This window comes from Micromonospora sp. NPDC003776, assembly GCF_053605645.1.
In genome coordinates this window covers 1-20,243 of sequence record NZ_JBSGJR010000056.1, presented here as the reverse complement: position 1 = coordinate 20,243, position 20,243 = coordinate 1, and the positions used below count along the sequence as shown (strand labels likewise).

The following is a 20,243-nucleotide window of genomic DNA, read 5'->3' as shown; positions in this document are numbered from 1 at the left end:
CGCCGGGGGGTAGAGCGACGGGGTGCCCCTGCTGCTGGTGCGGAGGGCGGCGGCCCGGGGCGGCCGGCCGCCCGACCCGGCCGAGCAGGCGGACCTGCGCCGGGTGGTCCGCCGGTTGGACGGCCTGCCGCTCGCCATCGAGCTGGCCGCCGCGCGGCTGCGGGTGCTGTCGGCCGGCCAGCTCGCCGAACGCCTCGACGACATGCTGGGCACCCTGGACGCGGGCCGGGAGGAGCCCGAGCCACCCCCGGTGGAGGACGCCTGGAGCGGCAACCAGCAGGACACCGTGGACCTGGTGGCCGCCGCGACCGGGGCCGCCCCGCCGGCGCCGGCGACCCGGGCGGTGCAGCGCTCGGCCAACGAACGTCACCTCACCATGCAGGCCACGGTCACCTGGTCGTACCGGACGTTGGGCGCGCGCTCGGCCCGGCTGCTGCGCTGGCTGGCGGTCTTCGCCGGGCCGGTGGACCTGTCGACGGTGCAGTGGCTGCTGGACGACGACCCGCTCGACCCGCTCTCCGTGCTGGTGGACAAGTCGATGGTGCTGGCCGAGCCGCGCGCCTCGGGGAGCACCTACCGGATGCTCGACCCGATCCGGGCGTACGCGGCCCGCCGGCTGGCCGAGGCCGGCGAGGAGCAGACCGCCCGGGACCGGCACGTCGCCTGGTCCCGGCACGCCCTGGAGGCCGCCCACCTCGGCCCGGACGGCCGCCCGGTCACCCTCTCCCTGTACGCGCTCGACCCCCTCGCCGGGGAGCTGCGGGCGGCGCTGCGCTGGTGCGCCACCGGCGGCAGTGCCCGTTCGGGCCTCCGGTTGGCCGGCGGGCTGGACCAGTGGTGGCGGGAGCGCGGGCTGGCCCGGGAGGGCCGGCTCTGGCTGTTCCGGCTCTACGGCCGGATCGCCGAGACCGGCGAGCAGATCCCGGAGGCGGAGCTGGCGGCGGCGTACCACATGCACTCGTTGCACGCCGGGGCGGACGGGGAGTTCGCCGAGGAGCTGCGCTACTCGCAGCGGGCCGAGGCGGCCGCCCGGCAGGCCGGCGACCTGGGGCTGCTGGCCCGGGTGCTGGCCGGGCGCGCCGGGCCGCTGGTCGACCTGGGGCAGTTCGCCGAGGCGGAGCGGGTCTGCCGCGAGGTGATCGACTGGGCGTACGCGCAGGACGTGGTCCCGGACGCGCTGCTGGCCGTCTACAACCTCGCCGAGCTGCTCTGGCGCCGGGGCGCGCTGGACGAGGCGGCCGAGCTGCTCGGGGCGGCCCGTCCGGTGGAGGCGGCCCGCCCGGTCGAGCGGGGCCGGCGTTCGGTGGACATGCTGCTCGGTCTGGTGGCCCTGGACCGGGGCGACCTGGTCGCCGCGCACGAGCACCTGCTGGTGGCGCTCCGCTCCCGGATGAACCACGGCTACCTGGGGCGGGCCTGCGACACGCTCAACGCGATCGCGGTGCGCTGCGCGCTGGGGGGTGATCCGGTCACCGCGGCCCGGCTCTTCGGCGCGGCCCAGGCCACCCGGGCGTACCTGCGCGCCACCCCGGGCATCTACGGGCCGTACTGGCTGGAGCGGCAGGCGGAGCTGCGCCGGGTGCTCGGCGACGGGACGTTCGACGCCGCGTACGCGGCGGGCGGCGAGCTGGCCCTGGAGGAAGCGGCGGCGCTGGCCCTCGAGGTGGAGCACCCGGACCTGGCCGCCGACTCGCCCCGCTTCATCGCCCCCGGCCCACGCCGGCCCGCGTCGCCCCGCTTCCCCCGCTCCACCACGGGCTGACCGCGGCCCACGCCGGATGTCGGCGCGGACCGGTGCCCGGACGGACGAATGCCCCGGACCGCGAACGGGTCCGGGGCATTCGCGCCGCGTCAGCGCACGAAGCGCGGCGGGCTGACCGGGCCCTCGTTCCAGGACCGGTCCAGCGCACTCACGTAGTAGGTGTAGCGCGCGCCGTCCGCCGCCGTGGTGTCCACCCAGGACTGCACGTCACCGTCGGTGCCCCGCACGGTGCCGACCAGGTGGGCCGCGTCGGCGAAGCCGCAGCGGTCGGCGAGGCCGGCGCCGTCGAACCGGTAGATCGCGTACGAGGTGGCGGTGCCCAGGGGACCCTCGCCGTCGGCCGGCTGCCGCCAGCTCAGGCGTACGCCGTCGGACTGCCGCTCGGCGTCGGTGACCACCGGGGCGAGCAGCGGCCGCGACGGGAGCTGGGACATGGTCGGCACCAGGGCCGGGCGGGAGTAGTGCTCGGCCGTGTAGATGTCGGTGGCGCCGAGCCGGTTCGCCCGCACCTGCACCGCGGAGAAGTGCACGTTGCCGAGCACCTCCGGGTACGACCGGTTGAGCGTCAGGTGGTCGGACAGCTCGCGTGGGTTCATCCAGTACGACCCGTACGCCGGGTCGCCGCTCTTGTAGTCGGCCTGACCGATGTAGAGCTGGACGTTCGTGCCGCGCACCTGCTCGGCCCACCACGGCACCAGCCGGGCGTAGTCGGCGGCCGGGTACTGGCCGATGTACCAGTAGAGCTGCGGCACCACGTAGTCGATCCACTCCTCCTTGATCCACTTACGGGTGTCGGCGGAGATGATGTCGTACGACTGGCTGCCGGTGGTGTCCGAGCCGTTCGGGTCGGCGCTCTTGTTACGCCAGATGCCGAACGGGCTGACCCCGAACTTCACCCACGGCTTGACCGCCTTGATCTTGGCGTTCATCTCCTGGACCAGCAGGTTGATGTTGTCCCGCCGCCAGTCGGCCTTGTCGGTGAAGCCCCGGTTGTACTGGGCGAAGGTGGCGTCGTCCGGGTACTGGTAGGTGCCGCTCGGGTACGGGTAGAAGTAGTCGTCGAAGTGCACGCCGTCGACGTCGTACCGCTTGACCGCGTCCAGCATCGCGGTCTGGACGAACTCGCGGACCTCGGGGATGCCGGGGTTGTAGTAGAGCCGGCTGCCGGCGACCCCGGCCGGCGGGTACGCGAACACCCAGTCCGGGTGCTGCCGGGCCGGGGCGTTCGGGGCGAGCTTGGCGATGTCCGCGCCGGCGCCGCCCGGGGCCGGCATGGAGACCCGGTACGGGTTCATCCAGGCGTGGAACTCCAGGTTCCGCTTGTGCGACTCCTCGACCAGGAAGGCCAGCGGGTCCCAGCCCGGGTCCTGGCCGCGCACCCCGGTGAGGTACTCCGACCACGGCTCGTACGGCGACGGCCAGAACGCGTCGGCGGTCGGGCGGACCTGCACCACGACGGCGTTGTGGTGCAGTTTCTGCGCCAGGTCGAGCCAGCCCAGGTATTCGGCCTTCTGCTTGGCGATCTGGTCCGGGTCGGTCCACGAGGCCTTGCTGGGCCAGTCGATGTTCGTCACCGAGGCGATCCACATGGCCCGGAACTGCCGCTTGGGCGTGGCCGGGTCGGTGACGCAGGTGGTCGTGTTCGGGTCGGACGCCGTGTCGCTCTCCGCGGCGTGTGCGGGGGTGCCGGCGACCAGTGCGCCGAGCAGCGCCACGGCCAGCCCGGCGGCTCTGAGCCGAGTTGCCTTCATGCGGTGCGGTCCCTTCGTTGGGGCTCCCGGAGCGGCGGCGGCGGACGTCGGGCTCATCCGGCAAGATTCGCCGCAGAATATCTGCCGCCGGTAGAAAACTTTCATCTATCCCGATGCTGCGCAAGACCTGCGGACGGATCGATGCCCAGGTCGGGCCGAACGCCCGAGGGGTGAGCCGGGCCACAGGTCGCATCGTGACCTTTCCGACACGTCGGGTGAGGGGTTGGTCGAGAGTCAGCTGGGTACCTTCGCCGGTCACCGGACCGCCGCCGTGGTGGTCGCACGCTGGGGAGGTGACCCGTGTCCGTCCTGCGGACCAAACCGATCAGGGACGTGCAGGCCCAGAGTGACGCCGACGGCGAGGACGGCCGGCCCGGCCTGCGCCGCCGCCTCGGCGCCGTCGACCTGATGGGCTTCGGCATCGGCATCGTGATCGGCACCGGCATCTTCACGCTGACCGGCATCGAGGCCAAGAACCACGCCGGCCCCGGCGTGGTGATCTCGTTCGCGATCGCCGGCGTGGTCGCCCTGCTCGCCGCGCTCTGCTACGCCGAGCTGGCCTCCAGCGTCCCGGCCGCGGGCAGCGCCTACACCTACGCGTACGCGACCATGGGCGAGATCGTCGCCTGGATCATCGGCTGGGACCTGCTGCTGGAGTTCGCGCTCGGCTCGGCGGTGGTGGCCCGGGGCTGGTCCGGCTACCTCGCCGAACTCCTCGGCCTGCCCAGCGCCTGGTTCGCCGAGGAGAGCAGCGTGGTCAACCTCGGCGCGATCGCCATCGTGCTGGTCCTCGGGGTGATCGGCATCGTCGGCATCCGTGAGTCCGCCCGGGTGACCAACGTGCTGGTCCTGGTCAAGGTCGCCATCTGCGTCTTCATCGTGGTCGCCGGGCTGTTCTTCGTGAAGGCCGCCAACCTCAGCCCGTTCATCCCGTCGGCCGAGCCGGCGGGCGGCAGCGAGGACGGCATCCGACAGCCGGTCACCCAGGCGATCTTCGGGCTGGAGCCCTCCGTCTTCGGCTTCGCCGGGGTGCTCACCGCCGCCGCGGTGGTCTTCTTCGCGTACACCGGCTTCGAGGCCGTGGCGAACCTAGGTGAGGAGACCCGCAAGCCCCGCCGGGACCTGCCGCTGGGCCTGCTCGGCACGCTGGGCATCTCCACCGTGCTGTACATCGGCGTCTCGCTGGTCGTGGTCGGCATGGTGCACTACACCGACATCGACGAGGGTGCCCCGATCGCCTCGGCGTTCAAGGCGGCCGGCGCCGGCTGGGCGGCCATCCTGGTCTCCATCGCCGCGATCGCCGGCCTGACCAGCGTGATCCTGGTCGACCTGGTGGCCATGGGCCGGATCGGCTTCGCCATCGCCCGGGACGGGCTGATCCCGCCGTCCATCGCCAAGGTGCACCCGCGCTGGGGCACCCCGTACCGGATCTCGGCGATCATGACGATCGGAGTCGCGCTGCTCGCCGGCCTGCTGCCGCTCTCCGCGCTGGCCGACCTGGTCAGCATCGGCGCGCTCTGCGCCTTCGTGCTGGTGTCCGTGGCCGTGCCGATCCTGCGGCGCCGCCGCCCCGACCTGGACCGGCCGTTCAAGGTGCCGTTCTCCCCGGTGCTGCCGATCCTGTCGGCGCTGGCCTGCCTCTACCTGATGCTCAACCTGTCGGTGGAGACGTGGATCCGGTTCCTGGTCTGGATGCTCCTCGGCGGCCTCATCTACTTCGGCTACGGCTACCGCAAGAACCGCCTGGCCCGCCGCGAGGCGGCCTCGTCCGCCCTGCCCGAGCCCGCCGCCACCCGCTGACCGGGTAAGCAGGGGCCCCTTCTTAACGCGCGGTGTTAGGAAGGGGCCCCTGCTCTACCTGAGGCGTTAAGAAGGGGCCCTTCCTTACACCTCGTCCGGGCGAGGCTGAGGGTCGGCGGTGGGGCCCTTCACCACGGGCCGGCCGTCGGTCCAGACGACCTCGTCGAGCCAGACCTGCCGGCCCGGGTCGATGGCGCCCTCCTGCCCCGGCGGCCAGGCGTGGTAGAGCAGCCAGGTCCGCCCGCCCTGCTCGATCATCGAGGCGTGCCCCGGCCCGGAGGCCACCGCGTTGCCCTTGAGGATCGGGTTCTCCGGGGCCTTCACGCACGGACCGGTCGGGCTCTCGCAGACCGCATACCCCTCGGCGTAGCCGGCCTGGTCGTAGGCGTTGGCGGCGAAGAAGAGGTGGAGCCGGCCGTCGTGCCGGTGGAAGAAGGGGCCCTCGATGAGCGTGCCCTCCCACGGCTCGGTCTGCTTCAGCAGCTTCGTCGGGGTGCCGGTGAGCCGGAGCCCGTCCGGGGAGAGCCGCTGCGACCAGAGCCAGGTGTCCACCCCGATCGCGTTGCCGTCGTTCTTCCAGAGCAGCCAGAGGCTGCCGTCGGTGTCCCGGTACGGGCTCGCGTCGATGGATCCGCCCAGCTCCGCCTGGCAGATCAGCGGGCCGGCCGAGTCGTCCCGGTACGGCCCCGACGGGGTCGCCGCGACCGCCCGCCCCACGCACTGCCGTCCGGACTTCCGGTCGGCGACGGTGTAGTAGAGGACGAACCGGTCCGGGGCCAGCTGGATGACCTCCGGCGCCCAGGTCTTCCCGGCGTCCGCCCAGTCCGGCAGTTCCGCCAGCGCGTCCCCGGCCGGGGTCCACTCGACCAGGTCCGGGGAGGTGAGCACCGGCACGTTCCGGCCGCCGGAGTTGGTGTGGAACAGATACCAGGTGTCGCCGACCCGGATGGCCTGCGGGTCCGGCGCGTCGGTCCGGACGACGGGGTTGGTGAACATGCGCGGATCCTCCGGCCGGTTCGAGGGGGTCGGATCGGTGCCGCAGCCGGCGGCGAGCAGCGCGGCGGCCAGGACCGCCGCGCCGCGACGCCCGCCGGTCATCCTTTCAGGCCGCTGCGGGAGACGCCCTGGATGATGTGGCGCTGTGCGAGCACGAAGAGGATCAGCACCGGCACGCTGGCCAGCACCGCCCCGGCCATGATCACCGGGTAGTCGGTGTTGTAGGCCCCCTGGAGCAGGCCCAGGCCGGCCGGCAGGGTCAGTCGCTCGGGGCTGAACAGCACGTAGATCGGCCAGAGGAAGTCGTTCCAGTTGGTCAGGAACGACAGCACCCCCAGGGTGGCCAGGGCCGGCTTCGACAGGGGCAGCAGCACCCGGGTGAACACCTGCCAGTGGTTCGCCCCGTCCAGCACCGCGGCCTCCTCCAACTCCGCCGGGATGGAGAGGAAGAACTGCCGCAGGAAGAACACCCCGAAGGCGCTCGCCGCGCCCGGCACGATCACCACGGCCAGGGTGTCGAGCCAGCCCAGCCGGTCGGCGATCACGAAGTTCGGGATGATCAGCGAGGTGGGCGGGATGAAGAGCGTCCCCACGATCAGCGCGAAACCCAGCGACCGCCCGCGGAACCGCAGCCGGGCCAGCGCGTACGCGGCCATCGAGGCGGTGACCAGCACCAGCAGCGAGTGCAGGGCGGCGGCCAGCATGCTGTTGACGAACCAGCGCAGCACCGGATTGGCGTCGTTGTGCACGATCTTGTCGAACCCGTACGTGGAGAACGGGTTCGGCAGCCAGGTCGGCGGGATCTTCTGCGCGTCCCCGTACGTCTTGAGCGAGGTGAGCAGCATCCAGAGCAGCGGCGTGAGGAACACCAGGGCCAGCGCCACCAGCAGGGCGTAGCGGCCGGCGCGACGGAGTGCGGTCATCCGGTCCTCCTCAGTCTTCCCGGTAGCGGAACAGCCGGAAGTTGACGACGCTGATCACCGCGAGCGCCAGCGCGAAGAGGATGCTCATCGCCGCCGCCTTGCCGGCGTCGTTGTCCCGCAGCCCCTCGTCGACGATCCGCCAGACCACGGTGCGGGTCTGCTGCCCGGGTGCGCCCTGCGTGATCAGGAACGACTGGCCGAAGACGTTCGCGGAGGCCAGGATCGTGGTGGTCAGCACGAACAGCAGCACCGGCCGGAGCCCGGGCAGGGTGACGTTGCGGAACCGTTCCCAGCCGTTCGCCCCGTCCACCCGGGCCGCCTCGTACAGCTCCGCCGGGATGTCCTGCAGCCCGGCCAGGTAGATGACGGCGTTGAAGCCGGAGGTCCACCAGACGGTCACCCCGACCAGCGACACCCAGGCCCAGGGCACGTCGGTCACCCACGGCGTGTCGGAGGGCAGCCCCACCGCGCCGAGCATGCGGTTGACCAGGCCCAGGTTGGCGTCGAGCAGGAAGCGCCAGAGCAGGCCGATGACGGCCACCCCGAGGACGTACGGGGCGAAGTAGACGGCCCGGAAGAACGTCCGTCCGGGGAACGCGCCGTTGAGCAGCAGCGCCAGCCCGAGCGGGACGACCACCAGCAGCGGCACCGAGAAGACGGTGAAGATGGCGGTGGCGCGGACGGCGGACCACCAGTCCGCGTAGTCCGCCGACTGGCTGTCGAAGAGCGTCTTGTAGTTGTCCAGGCCGACGAACGGGCGGTTGGGCAGCTGCAGGTCCCACTGGTGCACGCTGAGCCAGAGCCCGAAGACGATCGGCAGCACCCCGAAGCCGAGGAACAACACCAGGTAGGGCGCGAGGAAGAGGTACGGGGTGGCCGGGCTGCCCCGGCGTGTCCCACCCCGGCGGGTCGCCCGCCCCGCCGGGGGCGGCGCGTCCCGGCGCGCCGCCCCGGCCTCGATCACGTCGGCCACCGGCATCAGCTCCCGTACTTCTTGCGGTTGTCCTCGAGCTGCTTGGTGGCCTTGGCCGCCCCGTCGTCCAGCGCCTGCTTCGGGGACTTCTTGCCCAGGGCCGCCTCGCTGAAGGCGGTGTAGAAGGTGGTGAGCACCTCGCCGAGGCCGGGTACGGCCGGCGGGAAGGCGGCGTACTCCAGCTCGGGGGCGAGGGCGCTGATCTGCGGCAGGGCCTTGAACTCGGCGCTCTCGCGGACCGCCTTGCGGGCCGGCACCTGACCGCCCTTGGCCCAGTCCAGCGAGTGCTGGCTCAGCCAGTTGATGAACACCTTGGCGCCGGCGATCTTGTTGGCGTCGGCGTTGCGCTGCTTGACGATGGTAAAGTTGTGCGAGTTCGCCCAGGCGGCCGGCTGGCTGCCGATCTTGGGCAGCGGCGCGACGCCCCACTGCACGTCCGTGCTCTTGGCCAGGTCGTTGATCTGCCAGATGCCGTTCCAGTTGAACGCGTTCTTGCCGCTCTTCAGCGCCAGGTAGTCGGCGTCCTGGCCGACGTTCGACGGGGAGTGGCCCTGCTTGATCATGTTGACCAGCCAGGTGCACGCCTCGACCGCCGGGTCGGAGTTGAAGGTCGCCTTCGCCACGTCCTGGTCGAAGAGCGTGCCGCCCCACTGGTGCAGCACACTGTAGAAGGTCATGCCGCCGGTGAACTGGAACGGGCTGACCCAGAAGCCCTGCACGCCGGACTTCTTCAGCTCGGTCAGCGCTGCCTCGTACTCCTCGCGGGTGGTCGGCGGCTTGTTCGGGTCGAGGCCGGCCTTCTGCATGACCCCCTTGTTGTAGTAGAAGCCGAGCGGGTGCATGTCGAGCGGGATGCCGTACCGCTTGTCGTGGTACAGGCCGCCCTTCCAGACCGTCGGGGCGAAGTCCCCCTCGTTGAGTTCGAGCGCCTTCGCCACGTCGTCCAGCTCGGTGATGACCCCGCGCGCGGCGAAGGTGGCGAGCTGGTCCATGTGCATGACCGCGATGTCCGGCCCGGCCCCGCTGGAGACCGCGCCGGGGAGCTTGGCGTAGTAGTCCTCCCAGCGGTACGTGCTCACCGCGATCGCGATGTTCTGGTGCTCGCTGTTGAACTGGTCGACGAGCTTCTTGAAGATGTCGCCGTCGCCGCCGGTGAAGCCGTTCCACAGCTTCAGGTCGACCTTGGGGCCGCTGTAGTCCTTGCCGCCGTTGCCGGCGGAGGGGGATTTGCTGGCGCTGCCGCCGCCGCAGCCGGCCAGGGTGAGGGTGGCCGCCGCGCCGAGTCCGACGCCGAGGCCGAGCAGGCGGCGCCGGCTCATCTCGTGCTGGATCATGTGTGCTCCTTGGGGGACGGGATGCAGTATTGCCTGGTCACGACTGCGGTGCGAAGCGCAGCAGGTTCCAGGAACAGGCGGGCAGCGCCACGGTGCAGCGACCGCCCTCGACGGTGGGGGTGCTCAGCTCCCGGGGCGTCACCCGCTCGGGCTCGGCCTCGGTGTTCATGGCCGCCGGCTCGACGCCGGCGGCGAGGGCGGTGTGCGCTCGACCGGAGAGTCCGGGCAGGCCGCGGAGGTCGAGGTCCAACGAGAGGTCCGCGTCGCCCCGGTTGACCGCGAAGACCGCGAGGTCGCCGGTCTCCTCGTCCCGGACGGCGACGGTGTCCAGCACCGGCACCTCGCCGTACCGCTTCGTCTCGTAGCCGGGGGAGACGGGTTCGGTGCGCAGCACGGTGCCGCGCGCGTACCGGGCGGTCAGCGCGAACGGGTGGAAGATGCTCTGCCGCCAGGCCGGCCCGCCGGTGCGGGTACGGATCGGGGCGATCACGTTGGCGAGCTGCGCCTGGCAGGCCACCCCCACCCGGTCGGCGTGCCGGAGCAGGGTGATGAGCAGATCGCCGACCACCACCGCGTCGACCGCGGTGTAGTCGTCCTCGATCAGCGCGGGCGCCTCGACCCAGCCCCGCCGGTCCAGGTCGGCCTGGAGGCGGGACTGGTACCAGACGTTCCACTCGTCGAAGGAGATTTTCAGGCGGCGCTTCTGCCGCTGCCTGGCGGCGACGTGGTCGGCCGTGGCGACCACCTCGCGGATGAAGTTGTCCATGTCCACGGCGGAGGCCAGGATGCTGGCCCGGTCCCCGTCGGACGGGTCGTAGTAGGTGTGCGCGGAGATGTAGTCGACGTGTTCGTAGGTGTGCTCCAGGACGGTCGCCTCCCAGGCGGCGAACGTCGCCATCCCCCGGTTGGAGCTGCCGCAGGCCACCAGGCTGATCGACGGGTCGATCAGCTTCATGGCCCGCGCCGTCTCGGCCGCGAGCCGGCCGTACTCGTCGGCGGTCTTGTGCCCCACCTGCCACGGGCCGTCCAGTTCGTTGCCCAGGCACCAGAGCCGCACCCCGTACGGCTCCTCCGCGCCGTGCTTGCGGCGCAGGTCGGACAGTTGCGTGCCGCCCGGGTGGTTGGTGTACTCCAGCAGGTCGCAGGCCTCCTGGACACCGCGGGTGCCGAGGTTGACCGCCATCATCGGCTCGACACCCGCCTCGGCCGCCCAGGTCATGAACTCGTCCAGCCCGAACGCGTTGGTCTCGATCGTCTTCCAGGCCAGGTCGAGCCGGCGGGGCCGGTCGCCGACCGGGCCGATGCCGTCCTCCCAGCGGTAGCTGGAGACGAAATTCCCACCGGGGTAACGGACCACCGAGACGCCCAGCTCGCGGGTCAGCTCCAGGACGTCCCGCCGGAAGCCACGCGGGTCGGCCGTGGGATGCCCGGGTTCATAGACCCCGCCGTAGACGCAGCGACCCATGTGCTCGACGAAGGAGCCGAAGAGGCGGCGGTCGGCCGTCCCGATGGTGAAGGCCGGGTCGATCGTCAGCTGTGCGTTCCGCACGGGGGTGCCACCTTTCCTCGTACCGAGCTGAGGTGACCTCGGTCACCCCGTACCCCAGGTTTGTACAACGTTGTAACCAACGTTGTAAAGAGGTGCGGACGCGGTACAGTGCCGGCAGCGCCGACAGGGGAGGAAGGGTGCGACACAGGCTCAAGGACGTCGCGGAGCGGGCCGGCGTGTCGGTGAAGACCGTCTCCAACGTGGTCAACGGCTACCAGCACGTCCGGCCGGACACCCGGGCCCGGGTCGAGCAGGCGATCGCCGAGCTCAACTACCGGCCGAACCTCTCCGCGCGCAACCTGCGCAAGGGCCGGACCGGCGTGATCGCCCTGGCCGTGCCCGAGCTGGACATCCCCTACTTCGCCGAGCTGGCCCGGCATGTGGTCACCGCCGCCGCCGCGCACGGCTGGACGGTGCTGATCGACCAGACCGGCGGTGGGCCGGAGCAGGAACGGAAGGCCGCCAGCGGGATCGGCGACCACATGATCGACGGCCTGATCTTCAGCCCGCTCGCGCTCACCGCCGACGACCTCGCCGGCCTCGACGGGATGCCGATGGTGCTGCTCGGCGAGCGGGTCGACCACGGCCCGGCCGACCACGTCATGATCGACAACGTGGCCGCCGCCCGTGAGATCACCGCCCATCTGCTCGGCCTGGGCCGCCGCCGGATCGCCGCGATCGGCTCCCAGCGCACGCCCGAGGGGGCGAGCGCCCGGCTCCGCCTGGCCGGCTACGCCGCCGCGCTCGCCGAGGTCGGCGTCGACTACGACGAGCGCCTGGTGGCCCCCGCGCCGGCCTGGCACCGCGCGGACGGCGCGGCCGCCGTGCGGCACCTGCTCTCCACCGGGGTACGCCCCGACGCCGTCTTCTGCTTCAACGACACCCTCGCCCTCGGCGCGCTGCGGGCCCTGCACGAGGCCGGGCTGCGGGTGCCCGAGGACGTGGCGGTGGCCGGCTTCGACGACATCGAGGACGGCCGTTTCTCGATCCCCACGCTCAGCACGGTCTCGCCGGACAAGGAGGGCATCGCCCGTCGGGCCGTCGACCTGCTCGCGGAGCGCCTCTCCGGGGACCCGGGCGCGCCGCCCCGGGAGTTGATCGCCCCCCACCGCCTCGCCCTCCGCGAGAGCGCACCCGCCCGTCGCTGACCGGCGGCCGCCCGGTCAGTCGAAGAAGCGGGCCAGGTGGGCCGGGGAGGGTGCCGGGGCGTCGGGGGCCAGCGGGGTGAGGTCGGCGAAGATGGAGGCGCCGTCGCACCCGACGTGCAGCGGGTACCAGCGCGGGGTGCCCGGCGGACGCTGACCGCAGATGCCCTTGAACGTCTGCACGTCCAACAGCCGTACGTGGGTGGGGTCCGCCACCGCGTTCACGTGCCGCCACCACGGGCTCATCACATGCAGCACGCCGCCCGGCCGCAGCGCCCGGTGGCACTCGTCCAGCAGCGGCAGGAAGTCGATCAGGTGCTCCAGGATGTGCACCGCGAAGAAGACGTCGACCGAGTCGTCGGCCAGCGGCAGCGAGCCGGACAGGTCGGCGACCGCGTCCACCCCGGCCGCCGGGTAGATGTCCAGGCCCAGGTTGCCCGGCCACTGCTTGGTAGCCCCGCAGCCCAGGTCCACCACCACCGGCGTACGGCCCGCGACGGCCACCCGGCACCACACGCCGAGCACCCCGGCGAACCGGCCGACCAGATCCCGGACCAGCCGTAGCTGAGCCGGATTGGCGACCTCGCCGCTCAGGTGCGCCACGCCCCGGTCAAAGCGCACGTCGACGGCGAGCCCGCGCAGCCGGTCGTCGTGCGCGGCCAGGTCGGCCCACGCCTCGGCGAGGAACCCGTCGGCCACGGCCAGCCGCTCGGCCGAGGGTGCGGAATGCGCCATCACCACCATGCGCCACCTCCGCGCCGCGCCATACCCGCATCGCCGCCCGGTATGCCTGGATCGGACCTTCGGCCAGCGTCGCCGGAGTCGGGCGTCCGGGCCAGCCTCCCGGCACGCGGCCTCCCCAATTGCGGCCCGGAGGCTCCGTCTCTTCCGTCGCCGAGCGTCATCCCGGTATCCGGCAGACTCCCCGAGAGCGTCATGCCTGTCAGACATGAAGATGTCGGAGAGACATGCCGCTCTCCAGTTGTGCGCCGGCTCTCCACCGGACGCGGCCGAACCGCAGCGCCGACGCGAGCGCATTCGCCGGAGGGCGCTGGTCCGCGCCAGGGCGCGGCGTTGCGCGGCCGAGTACCAGGTCAGCCGGCGATGGTGCGGCGGGGGGTGCGCCCCCCGCGCATCCGCTGCCGGGGCTGCTGAGCGGCGGCCGCCTTGGGCCGCTTGAGGTGGTAGCGGTGCAGCTCGTTGTTGCCGGGCAGGGACGGGTCCTCGCTCATCGCGACCAGCTCCCAGCCCTGGTCCCCGGCCCGGTTCAGGTGGGCCAGCGCGGTGTCGCCGTACGCCGTGACGTCGACCATCGAGCCGTCCGGGCCGTACCAGATGAAGACGACCTCCCAGCCGATGTCGGTGGTGGCGGCCTGGCGGCGGCGGACCAGCAGCGCGTACTCCCACTTGAGCATGGAGTCATTCTCACCCGGCGCGACCGGGTCGGCACGGATCAGTCCTCGGCGATCCGTCCGGCCGCCACGCGCAGCCGCCGGTGCACGCTCACCGCGTCCAGCATCCGCCGGTCGTGGGTCACCAGCAGCAGGGTCCCCGGGTACGTGGCCAGGGCCGACTCCAGCTGCTCGATCGCCGGCAGGTCCAGGTGGTTGGTGGGTTCGTCCAGCACCAGCAGGTTCACCCCGCGCCCCTGGAGCAGCGCCAGGGCGGCCCGGGTCCGCTCCCCGGGGGAGAGGGTCGCGGCCGGCCGCAGCACATGGTCCGCGCGCAGCCCGAACTTGGCCAGCAGCGTCCGCACGTCGGCCGGGGCCAGCTCCGGTACGGCGGCGCCGAACGCGTCCAGCAGGGGCTGGTCGCCGAGGAAGAGCCCGCGGGCCTGGTCGACCTCGCCGACCACCACCCCGGGGCCGAGCGCCGCGTACCCCTCGTCCAGCGGCAGCCGGCCCAGCAGGGCCGCGAGCAGGGTGCTCTTGCCGGAGCCGTTCGCCCCGGTGATCGCCACCCGGTCGGCCCAGTCGATCTGGAGGTCCACCGGGCCGAGGGTGAAGCCGCCCCGACGTACCACGGCATTGCGGAGCGAGGCCACGACGGCGCCGGCGCGGGGCGCGGCGGCGATCTCCATCCGCAGCTCCCACTCCTTGCGCGGCTCCTCGACCACCTCCAGCCGCTCGATCAACCGGGCGGTCTGCTTGGCCTTCGCCGCCTGCTTCTCGGTGGCCTCGGCCCGGTACTTGCGGCCGATCTTGTCGTTGTCGGTGGCCTTGCGGCGGGCGTTCTTGACGCCCTTCTCCATCCAGGCGCGCTGCGTCCGCCCCCGCGCCTCCAGGTCGGCCTTGGTGTCGGCGTACTCCTCGTACTCCTCCCGGGCGTGCCGGCGGGCCACCTCCCGCTCCTCCAGGTACGCCGCGTAGCCGCCGCCGTAGTGCCGGACCTGCCGCTGGTGCAGGTCCAGCTCCAGCACCCGGGTGACCGTCCGGGTGAGGAACTCCCGGTCGTGGCTGACCAGCACCGTCCCGGCCCGCAGCCCGGTGACGAACCGTTCCAGCCGGTCCAGCCCGGCCAGGTCCAGGTCGTTGGTGGGCTCGTCGAGCAGGAAGACGTCGTAGCGGCTGAGCAGCAGGGAGGCCAGCCCGGCGCGGGCCGCCTGGCCGCCGGAGAGGGCGGTCATCGGGTGGTCGAGGTCGACCGTCAGCCCCAGCTCCGCGGCGACCTGCTCGGCGCGCTCCTCCAGGTCCGCCCCGCCCAGGTCGAGCCAGCGCTCCAGCGCCCCCGCGTACGCGTCGTCGGCGCCCTCGGCCCCGGTGGTGAGCGCCTCGGTGGCGGCGTCCAGGGCGGCCTGCGCAGTGGCCACCCCGGTCCGCCGGGCCAGGAAGTCGCGGACCGTCTCACCGGGCCGGCGCTCCGGTTCCTGCGGCAGGTAGCCGACCGTGGCGGTGGGTGGGCTCAACGACACCGAGCCCTCCTCGCGGGGCTGGAGCCCGGCGAGGGTACGCAGCAGCGTGGACTTGCCGGCTCCGTTCACCCCGACCAGCCCGATCACGTCGCCGGGGGCGACGACCAGGTCCAGGTCGGCGAAGAGCAGGCGGTCACCGTGCCCGGCGGTGAGGTCCTTGGCGATCAACGTGGCGCTCATGAGGAGACCGAGCCTACCGAGCCGCCGATCGCACCGACCGGGCCGCGTCGCGGGACGGAGGTGAGGGAGACTCACTCCCGTGGTGACCACTCTGGCGATCGACTGCGGCGGTGGCGGGATCAAGGCCTCCGTCCTGGACGCCGCGGGCACGATGCGGGCCAAGGCCCTGCGAGTGCCCACGCCGTACCCGCTGCCGCCCGCGCTCTTCGTCAAGACGCTGCTCGAACTGGGCGGCCGGCTGCCGGCCGCGGACCGGCTCACGGTCGGGATGCCCGGCATGATCCGGCACGGCGTGGTGGTCGCCACCCCGCACTACGTCACCCGTTCCGGGCCGCGCAGCAAGGTCGACCCCGCGCTGGTCGCCGAGTGGTCCGGGTACGACGCGCGCAGCGCGCTCGCGGAGGCGTTCGGCATCCCGGCGCTGGTGCTCAACGACGCCGAGGTGCACGGTGCGGGGGTGGTCGCCGGGACCGGCTGCGAGCTGGTGCTGACCCTCGGGACCGGGCTGGGCAGCGCGCTCTTCGACGGCGGCGTGATCGCCCCGCACCTGGAGCTGTCCCACGCGCCGGTGCGCTGGAACACCACCTACGACACGTACGTCGGCGAGCCGGAACGGCGGCGGCTGGGGGACGCGTTCTGGTCCCGGCGGATCCGGCAGGTGGTGGACGGGCTGCGGCCGGTGTTCCGCTGGGACCGGCTCTACCTCGGTGGCGGCAACGCACGGCTGATCCGACCGGAGCAACTGGCCCGGATGGGCGACGACGTCGTGGTCGTGCCCAACACGGCCGGCATCGTGGGCGGTGTCCGGGCCTGGGAACTCGTGGGCGACCAGTACGACCCGACCCCGTGAGCGCGATTTCCGCCCCAGGAACACTCGCGGTCCGGCTGATGTTGTGTCAGCGTCGGACAAAGGGCGGCGCGACACGAGGGGGTGGGTCGAGTGGATCTTCTGGCGGAATACCGGCGGGCGACCATGTTCTTCGAAGCGGGTGACCCGACCGGAGCGGCCCGGCTGCTCGAGCCGATCGTCGAGGCGGAGCCCGGCAACTCCTCGGTACGGCAGCTGCTGGCCCGCGCGTACTTCCAGTCGGCCCAGCTCAACCGGGCCGAGGAGCAGCTGCGGGAGTTGGTCGACCGGGACCCGAGCGACCACTACGCGCACCACGTGCTCGGCCGCACCCTGGAGCGGATGAACCGCCCCGCCGACGCGCTGCGGCACCTGCGCATCGCGGCGGCCATGTACTCGACCAACGCCGACTACACCGCGGCGCTGCGCCGGGTGGAGGGCAAGGTCGGCGGCCAGCGCTGACGATGGTGACGAAGGGCAGTCCGGCTGGACTGCCCTTCGCCGTCCCTAGGATGGTTCCGTGAAGCTCAAGCTCGATCTCCACGACATCTACAACCGGGGCTACGAGATCGACCGCGCCCTGCGCGACATCATGAACGAGGCGGTGGCGAAGAAGGCCAGCATGGTGGAGATCATCCCCGGCAAGGGCTCCGGCCAGCTCAAGAAGAAGGTGCTGCGGTTCCTCGACCAGAAGGACGTGAAGCAGCTCTACCACCGGGTCGAGAAGGACTCGAAGAACTTCGGCCGCCTCTTCGTGCACTTCCGCTGGAAGTAGCCCGCTGATCCCGGCGGGTTGGTATTCCTGTGGGGTGTCGGAGCTGACGGGTGCCGCCCGGGCCGCCGGGAAGACGGCGGGACCGGCGTTGCTGCTGGGGGCGCTGGGCGTGGTGTACGGCGACATCGGCACCAGCCCGCTCTACGCGCTGAAGACGGTCTTCTCCCTCGACCGCAACCTGGTGCCGGACGCCCCCGACGTGTTCGGCGTGATCTCGCTGGTCTTCTGGTCGATCACCCTGATCGTGTCGATCAAGTACGTGATCTTCATCCTGCGGGCCGACAACGACGGCGAGGGCGGGGTGATGGCACTGGCCGCCCTCGCCGGACGGGCGCTGAGCGGCACCGCCGGGCGGCGCTCGGCCGCCGTGCTGACCCTGGGCGCGCTCGGCGCCGCCCTGTTCTACGGCGACAGCGTGATCACCCCGGCGATCTCGGTGCTGTCGGCGGTGGAAGGGCTGGAGGTCACCTCGCCGAGCTGGGCGGTGGTCGTGCTGCCGGGGTCCGCGGCGATCCTCACCCTGCTCTTCGCCGGCCAACGCTGGGGCACCGGGCGGGTGGGGGCGGTGTTCGGGCCGGTCATGCTGCTCTGGTTCGCCTGCCTGGGGGTGGCCGGCGTGGCCCAGGTGGCCCGTGATCCGGGCATCCTGGCCGGGCTGTCGCCCACGTACGCGGTCCTGTTCGTCGTGGCCCATCCGCTGATCGCGTTCGTCGCGATGGGTGCCGTGGTGCTGGCGATCACCGGCGCCGAGGCGCTCTACGCCGACATGGGTCACTTCGGCCGCGCCCCGATCCGCCGGGCCTGGTTCGGGGTCGTGTTCCCCGCCCTGACCCTCAACTATCTCGGCCAGGGGGCGCTGATCCTGCGCGCGCCGGAGAGTCGGGCGAACCCGTTCTTCCTGATGCTGCCGGACTGGGCGCGGCTGCCGATGGTCGTGCTGGCCACGGTGGCCACGGTGATCGCGTCCCAGGCGGTGATCACCGGCGCGTTCTCGGTGTCCCGGGAGGCGATGCGGCTCGGCTTCCTGCCGCACCTGCGCATCCGGCAGACGTCCCGCCGGGAGTACGGGCAGATCTATGCGCCCGGGGTGAACTGGGGCCTGTTCGCCGCGGTCCTGATCGTGATCTTCACGTTCCGCACGTCCACCCGGTTGGCCGCCGCGTACGGGGTGGCGGTCACCGGGACGTTCCTGATCACCACGGCGCTGTTCCTGGTTGTGGCGCACGGGCGGTGGCGCTGGTCCACCCGGCGGCTGGCGCTGTTCGGGATCGTCGCCGGCAGCATCGAGCTGATCTTCTTCACCGCGAACCTGGCCAAGATCAGCCACGGCGGCTGGCTGACCCTGCTCATCGCCGGCATCCTGTTCACGGTCCTGGTGACCTGGCGGCGGGGAGCCGAACTGGTCACCCCGCGCCGCACCGAGCGGGAGGGCCCGCTGGCGGACTTCATCGACCGGCTGCATGCCGCGAACGTCACGCGGGTGCCCGGTACCGCGGTGTTCCCCCACCCGAACAAGGAGACGACCCCGCTGGCACTGCGCGCGAACGTCGCGCACAACCACGTCCGGCACGAGCAGATCGTGATCATCTCCGGTCGGACCGCCAACGTCCCGCACATTCCCTGGGACCGACGACTGACCTTCGACGACCTGGGCGACCCGAACGACGGCATCGTCCACATCACCGCGGTCTTCGGCTTCCAGGACCCCACCGATTTCCCGGAGGTGCTCCGCCGGGCCGCCGCGCATCCCCTCGGCCGGGGCATCAGCCTCGACGAGGTCTCCTACTTCGTCTCGCGGATCACCCTGCGGATCACCCGTACCCCCGGCCTGACCACCTGGCGCAAGCGCCTCTTCATCGGCCTCGCCCACAACGCCGCGAGTCAGGTCGAGTTCCTTCGCCTGCCCGAGGAGCGGACCATCGTCCTCAGTGCCGAGGTTCCCGTCTGAGCCCGCGGCGTCGTGAGCGGTGCCGGCTCAGCCCGCCCTGCGCACCCGGTACGCCAGGTGGGTGACGCCGTTGCCCTGGACCACGTTGGTGGGCCCGTCCAGCAGCACGGGGGCGATCTTCAGGCCGGCGAGGAGCGGGATGCCGTCGCCGAGCACGACCGGGACGAGGTCGACGTGCACCTCGTCCAGGAGCCCCGCCTCGATGACCTGGGCCGCGATGGTGCCCCCGTTGACGCCGACCTCCTTGTCGCCGGCGAGGGCCCGCGCCCGGTCGATCGCGGCCTCGATGCCGTCCGTCACGAAGACGAACGAGTCGCTCTCCCGGTCCCAGCCCTCCGGTACGCGGTGCGTGACCACGACCACCGGCACGTTCATCGGGTGCCGGCCGCCCCAGCCGTTGGTCATGTCGAACAGCCGCCGGCCGACCACCAGCGCGCCGGTCCGCTCGCGTAGCGCGCGCAGGTGCTCGGCGCTCGCCGCCGAGGTGCGGACCGTCATGCCGGCCATGGCCGTCTCCACGTCGCCGTTGCCGTACCACTGGAAGAGGTGTTCGAACCCCCCGTGGGACGCGTCCGCGATGTAGCCGTCCAACGACATGGTCGCGCCGGTCGTAACCTTCGTCATCTGTCTGCTCCTCGGGTTCGTCGCTGTCCCTTCATCCCGAGGTAGAAGCCGGCCCTCCTCGTCTCGACATCCGTCCGCGGAATTTTTCAGAACGAGTAGGTCTCGGCGACCGCGAGCATCTCGGAGGTGTGCGAGCCGACCACCCCCACGTCCGAGGGGCGCGGGCGGAAGCCGGGGAGCTGGTCCAGGCCGTCGCTGGCGTCCATCGCCCGGAACCGCACCTGGTCGACGTTCGAGGTCAGGGTGAGGGTCACCTCGATGCCCTCCGGCGGCGGGGCGTGGAAGACGATCCCGAAGCCCCAGCCGGCCCGCAGTGTCTTCACCGGCACGTCCCGGCCGGCCACCGTGGCCGCCTTTACCACGGCGGTGGCGGAGTCGACGTGCAGCGAGGCCAGCCGGACCGGGCGCTGCGGGACGAGCCGCAGCCGCAGGATCCGCTGCTGGCCCGAGCGGGTGTCGGAGAGCAGGTCCAGCTTCGGGGCGGGCAGGTTCGCCGCCGGCGCGGGACCGGACCGCAGCTCGGCGTCGCCGAGCCCGGGGAAGTCGTCGGCCACCCCGGCGACGCCGTCGACGTAGCCGTCCGTCCACGGCTGCGGGTCGTCCTCGCGGCTGAGCCACCGGGCCTTCCCGGTGCCGGCGTCGAGGGCGTACATCAGGTGGGTGGGCACCGGGTGGGCGGCGTCGAAGCGGTCCACGGCCAGGCCGACCCCGGCGAGCACCGCGGC

Annotated in this window: 16 protein-coding genes and 2 pseudogenes; 7 read left to right on the top strand and 11 right to left on the bottom strand. The window is 72.2% G+C overall.

The features are described from left to right. Positions 1 to 13: 13 nt before the first annotated feature. Positions 14 to 1,762 (top strand): annotated as a pseudogene (locus ACWEVO_RS07845) (ATP-binding protein); the annotation flags it as partial. 89 nt (positions 1,763 to 1,851) lie between these two features. Here ACWEVO_RS07845 and ACWEVO_RS07840 read toward each other — a convergent pair. Next, positions 1,852 to 3,513 carry a glycoside hydrolase family 10 protein gene (locus ACWEVO_RS07840; protein WP_452306798.1) on the bottom strand — a complete coding sequence of 554 codons (1,662 nt, stop codon included), beginning with the start codon at positions 3,511 to 3,513 and terminating at the stop codon, positions 1,852 to 1,854. A 300-nt stretch (positions 3,514 to 3,813) separates the two neighbouring features. Here ACWEVO_RS07840 and ACWEVO_RS07835 point away from each other — a divergent pair, with 300 nt between their 5' ends. After that, on the top strand, positions 3,814 to 5,313 hold the full coding sequence (locus ACWEVO_RS07835) for an amino acid permease (RefSeq protein WP_452306797.1): 1,500 nt from the start codon (positions 3,814 to 3,816) through the stop codon (positions 5,311 to 5,313). A gap of 84 nt (positions 5,314 to 5,397) precedes the next feature. Here the strand turns inward: ACWEVO_RS07835 and ACWEVO_RS07830 are convergent, their stop codons facing one another. The 5 genes from ACWEVO_RS07830 to arfA are packed head-to-tail and all read right to left on the bottom strand — an operon-like array spanning position 5,398 to position 11,088. Next, positions 5,398 to 6,411: a glycoside hydrolase family 43 protein gene (locus tag ACWEVO_RS07830; RefSeq protein ID WP_452306796.1), complete on the bottom strand. Its 1,014-nt coding sequence runs from the start codon at positions 6,409 to 6,411 to the stop codon at positions 5,398 to 5,400. Further along, positions 6,408 to 7,232, bottom strand: a complete 825-nt coding sequence (locus ACWEVO_RS07825; RefSeq protein WP_452306795.1) for a carbohydrate ABC transporter permease — start codon at positions 7,230 to 7,232, stop codon at positions 6,408 to 6,410. The genes ACWEVO_RS07830 and ACWEVO_RS07825 overlap by 4 nt, the downstream gene beginning before the upstream one ends. A gap of 10 nt (positions 7,233 to 7,242) precedes the next feature. After that, complete coding sequence (locus ACWEVO_RS07820) at positions 7,243 to 8,211, bottom strand: carbohydrate ABC transporter permease (RefSeq protein ID WP_452306794.1); 969 nt, start codon at positions 8,209 to 8,211, stop codon at positions 7,243 to 7,245. Beyond that, positions 8,211 to 9,539, bottom strand: coding sequence for an ABC transporter substrate-binding protein (locus ACWEVO_RS07815; RefSeq protein WP_452306793.1), 1,329 nt, complete (start codon positions 9,537 to 9,539; stop codon positions 8,211 to 8,213). Before ACWEVO_RS07815 ends, ACWEVO_RS07820 begins: the two co-directional genes overlap by 1 nt. A 37-nt stretch (positions 9,540 to 9,576) precedes the next feature. Continuing rightward, on the bottom strand, positions 9,577 to 11,088 hold the full coding sequence (gene arfA, locus ACWEVO_RS07810; RefSeq protein WP_452306792.1) for an arabinosylfuranosidase ArfA: 1,512 nt from the start codon (positions 11,086 to 11,088) through the stop codon (positions 9,577 to 9,579). 137 nt (positions 11,089 to 11,225) lie between these two features. On the opposite strand from arfA, the gene ACWEVO_RS07805 reads away from it, so the two are divergent. Beyond that, positions 11,226 to 12,236 (top strand): LacI family DNA-binding transcriptional regulator, encoded by a 1,011-nt coding sequence (locus ACWEVO_RS07805; RefSeq protein WP_452306791.1) that lies wholly within the window; start codon positions 11,226 to 11,228, stop codon positions 12,234 to 12,236. Between the two features lie 15 nt (positions 12,237 to 12,251). Here the strand turns inward: ACWEVO_RS07805 and ACWEVO_RS07800 are convergent, their stop codons facing one another. The 3 genes from ACWEVO_RS07800 to ACWEVO_RS07790 form a co-directional block, all read right to left on the bottom strand. After that, positions 12,252 to 12,977 carry a methyltransferase domain-containing protein gene (locus tag ACWEVO_RS07800; RefSeq protein ID WP_452306790.1) on the bottom strand — a complete coding sequence of 242 codons (726 nt, stop codon included), beginning with the start codon at positions 12,975 to 12,977 and terminating at the stop codon, positions 12,252 to 12,254. Between the two features lie 350 nt (positions 12,978 to 13,327). Continuing rightward, positions 13,328 to 13,648: a hypothetical protein gene (locus tag ACWEVO_RS07795; RefSeq protein ID WP_452306789.1), complete on the bottom strand. Its 321-nt coding sequence runs from the start codon at positions 13,646 to 13,648 to the stop codon at positions 13,328 to 13,330. A 38-nt stretch (positions 13,649 to 13,686) separates the two neighbouring features. Then, positions 13,687 to 15,324, bottom strand: a complete 1,638-nt coding sequence (locus ACWEVO_RS07790; RefSeq protein WP_452306788.1) for an ABC-F family ATP-binding cassette domain-containing protein — start codon at positions 15,322 to 15,324, stop codon at positions 13,687 to 13,689. Positions 15,325 to 15,403: 79 nt separating this feature from the next. Here ACWEVO_RS07790 and ACWEVO_RS07785 point away from each other — a divergent pair, with 79 nt between their 5' ends. The 4 genes from ACWEVO_RS07785 (at position 15,404) to ACWEVO_RS07770 (ending at position 18,894) form a co-directional block, all read left to right on the top strand. Then, entirely contained in the window at positions 15,404 to 16,174 is a 771-nt protein-coding gene (locus tag ACWEVO_RS07785) for an ROK family protein (protein WP_452306787.1), read from the top strand. Positions 16,175 to 16,264: 90 nt separating this feature from the next. Next, positions 16,265 to 16,633 carry a tetratricopeptide repeat protein gene (locus ACWEVO_RS07780; RefSeq protein ID WP_452306786.1) on the top strand — a complete coding sequence of 123 codons (369 nt, stop codon included), beginning with the start codon at positions 16,265 to 16,267 and terminating at the stop codon, positions 16,631 to 16,633. A gap of 58 nt (positions 16,634 to 16,691) precedes the next feature. After that, a complete protein-coding gene (locus ACWEVO_RS07775; RefSeq protein WP_212831464.1) occupies positions 16,692 to 16,946 on the top strand; it encodes a Smr/MutS family protein in 255 nt (84 codons plus the stop codon). Between the two features lie 34 nt (positions 16,947 to 16,980). Then, positions 16,981 to 18,894: a potassium transporter Kup gene (locus ACWEVO_RS07770; RefSeq protein ID WP_452306785.1), complete on the top strand. Its 1,914-nt coding sequence runs from the start codon at positions 16,981 to 16,983 to the stop codon at positions 18,892 to 18,894. 27 nt (positions 18,895 to 18,921) lie between these two features. Here ACWEVO_RS07770 and ACWEVO_RS07765 read toward each other — a convergent pair whose 3' ends face one another. Together ACWEVO_RS07765 and ACWEVO_RS07760 are read right to left on the bottom strand one after the other, a co-directional pair. After that, on the bottom strand, positions 18,922 to 19,518 hold the full coding sequence (locus ACWEVO_RS07765; RefSeq protein WP_452306784.1) for a dihydrofolate reductase family protein: 597 nt from the start codon (positions 19,516 to 19,518) through the stop codon (positions 18,922 to 18,924). An 86-nt stretch (positions 19,519 to 19,604) separates the two neighbouring features. Next, positions 19,605 to 20,243, bottom strand: a pseudogene (locus ACWEVO_RS07760) (peptidase); the annotation flags it as partial.

Bases quoted from the DNA above. Each gene is read 5' to 3' on its own strand.
- ACWEVO_RS07840 (WP_452306798.1), bottom strand. From the start codon at position 3,513: ATGAAGGCAACTCGGCTCAGAGCCGCCGGGCTGGCCGTGGCGCTGCTC.
- ACWEVO_RS07820 (WP_452306794.1), bottom strand. From the start codon at position 8,211: ATGCCGGTGGCCGACGTGATCGAGGCCGGGGCGGCGCGCCGGGACGCG.
- ACWEVO_RS07825 (WP_452306795.1), bottom strand. From the start codon at position 7,232: ATGACCGCACTCCGTCGCGCCGGCCGCTACGCCCTGCTGGTGGCGCTG.
- ACWEVO_RS07795 (WP_452306789.1), bottom strand. From the start codon at position 13,648: ATGCTCAAGTGGGAGTACGCGCTGCTGGTCCGCCGCCGCCAGGCCGCC.
- ACWEVO_RS07815 (WP_452306793.1), bottom strand. From the start codon at position 9,539: ATGATCCAGCACGAGATGAGCCGGCGCCGCCTGCTCGGCCTCGGCGTC.
- ACWEVO_RS07790 (WP_452306788.1), bottom strand. From the start codon at position 15,324: ATGAGCGCCACGTTGATCGCCAAGGACCTCACCGCCGGGCACGGTGAC.
- ACWEVO_RS07830 (WP_452306796.1), bottom strand. From the start codon at position 6,411: ATGACCGGCGGGCGTCGCGGCGCGGCGGTCCTGGCCGCCGCGCTGCTC.
- ACWEVO_RS07800 (WP_452306790.1), bottom strand. From the start codon at position 12,977: ATGGTGGTGATGGCGCATTCCGCACCCTCGGCCGAGCGGCTGGCCGTG.
- ACWEVO_RS07765 (WP_452306784.1), bottom strand. From the start codon at position 19,518: ATGACGAAGGTTACGACCGGCGCGACCATGTCGTTGGACGGCTACATC.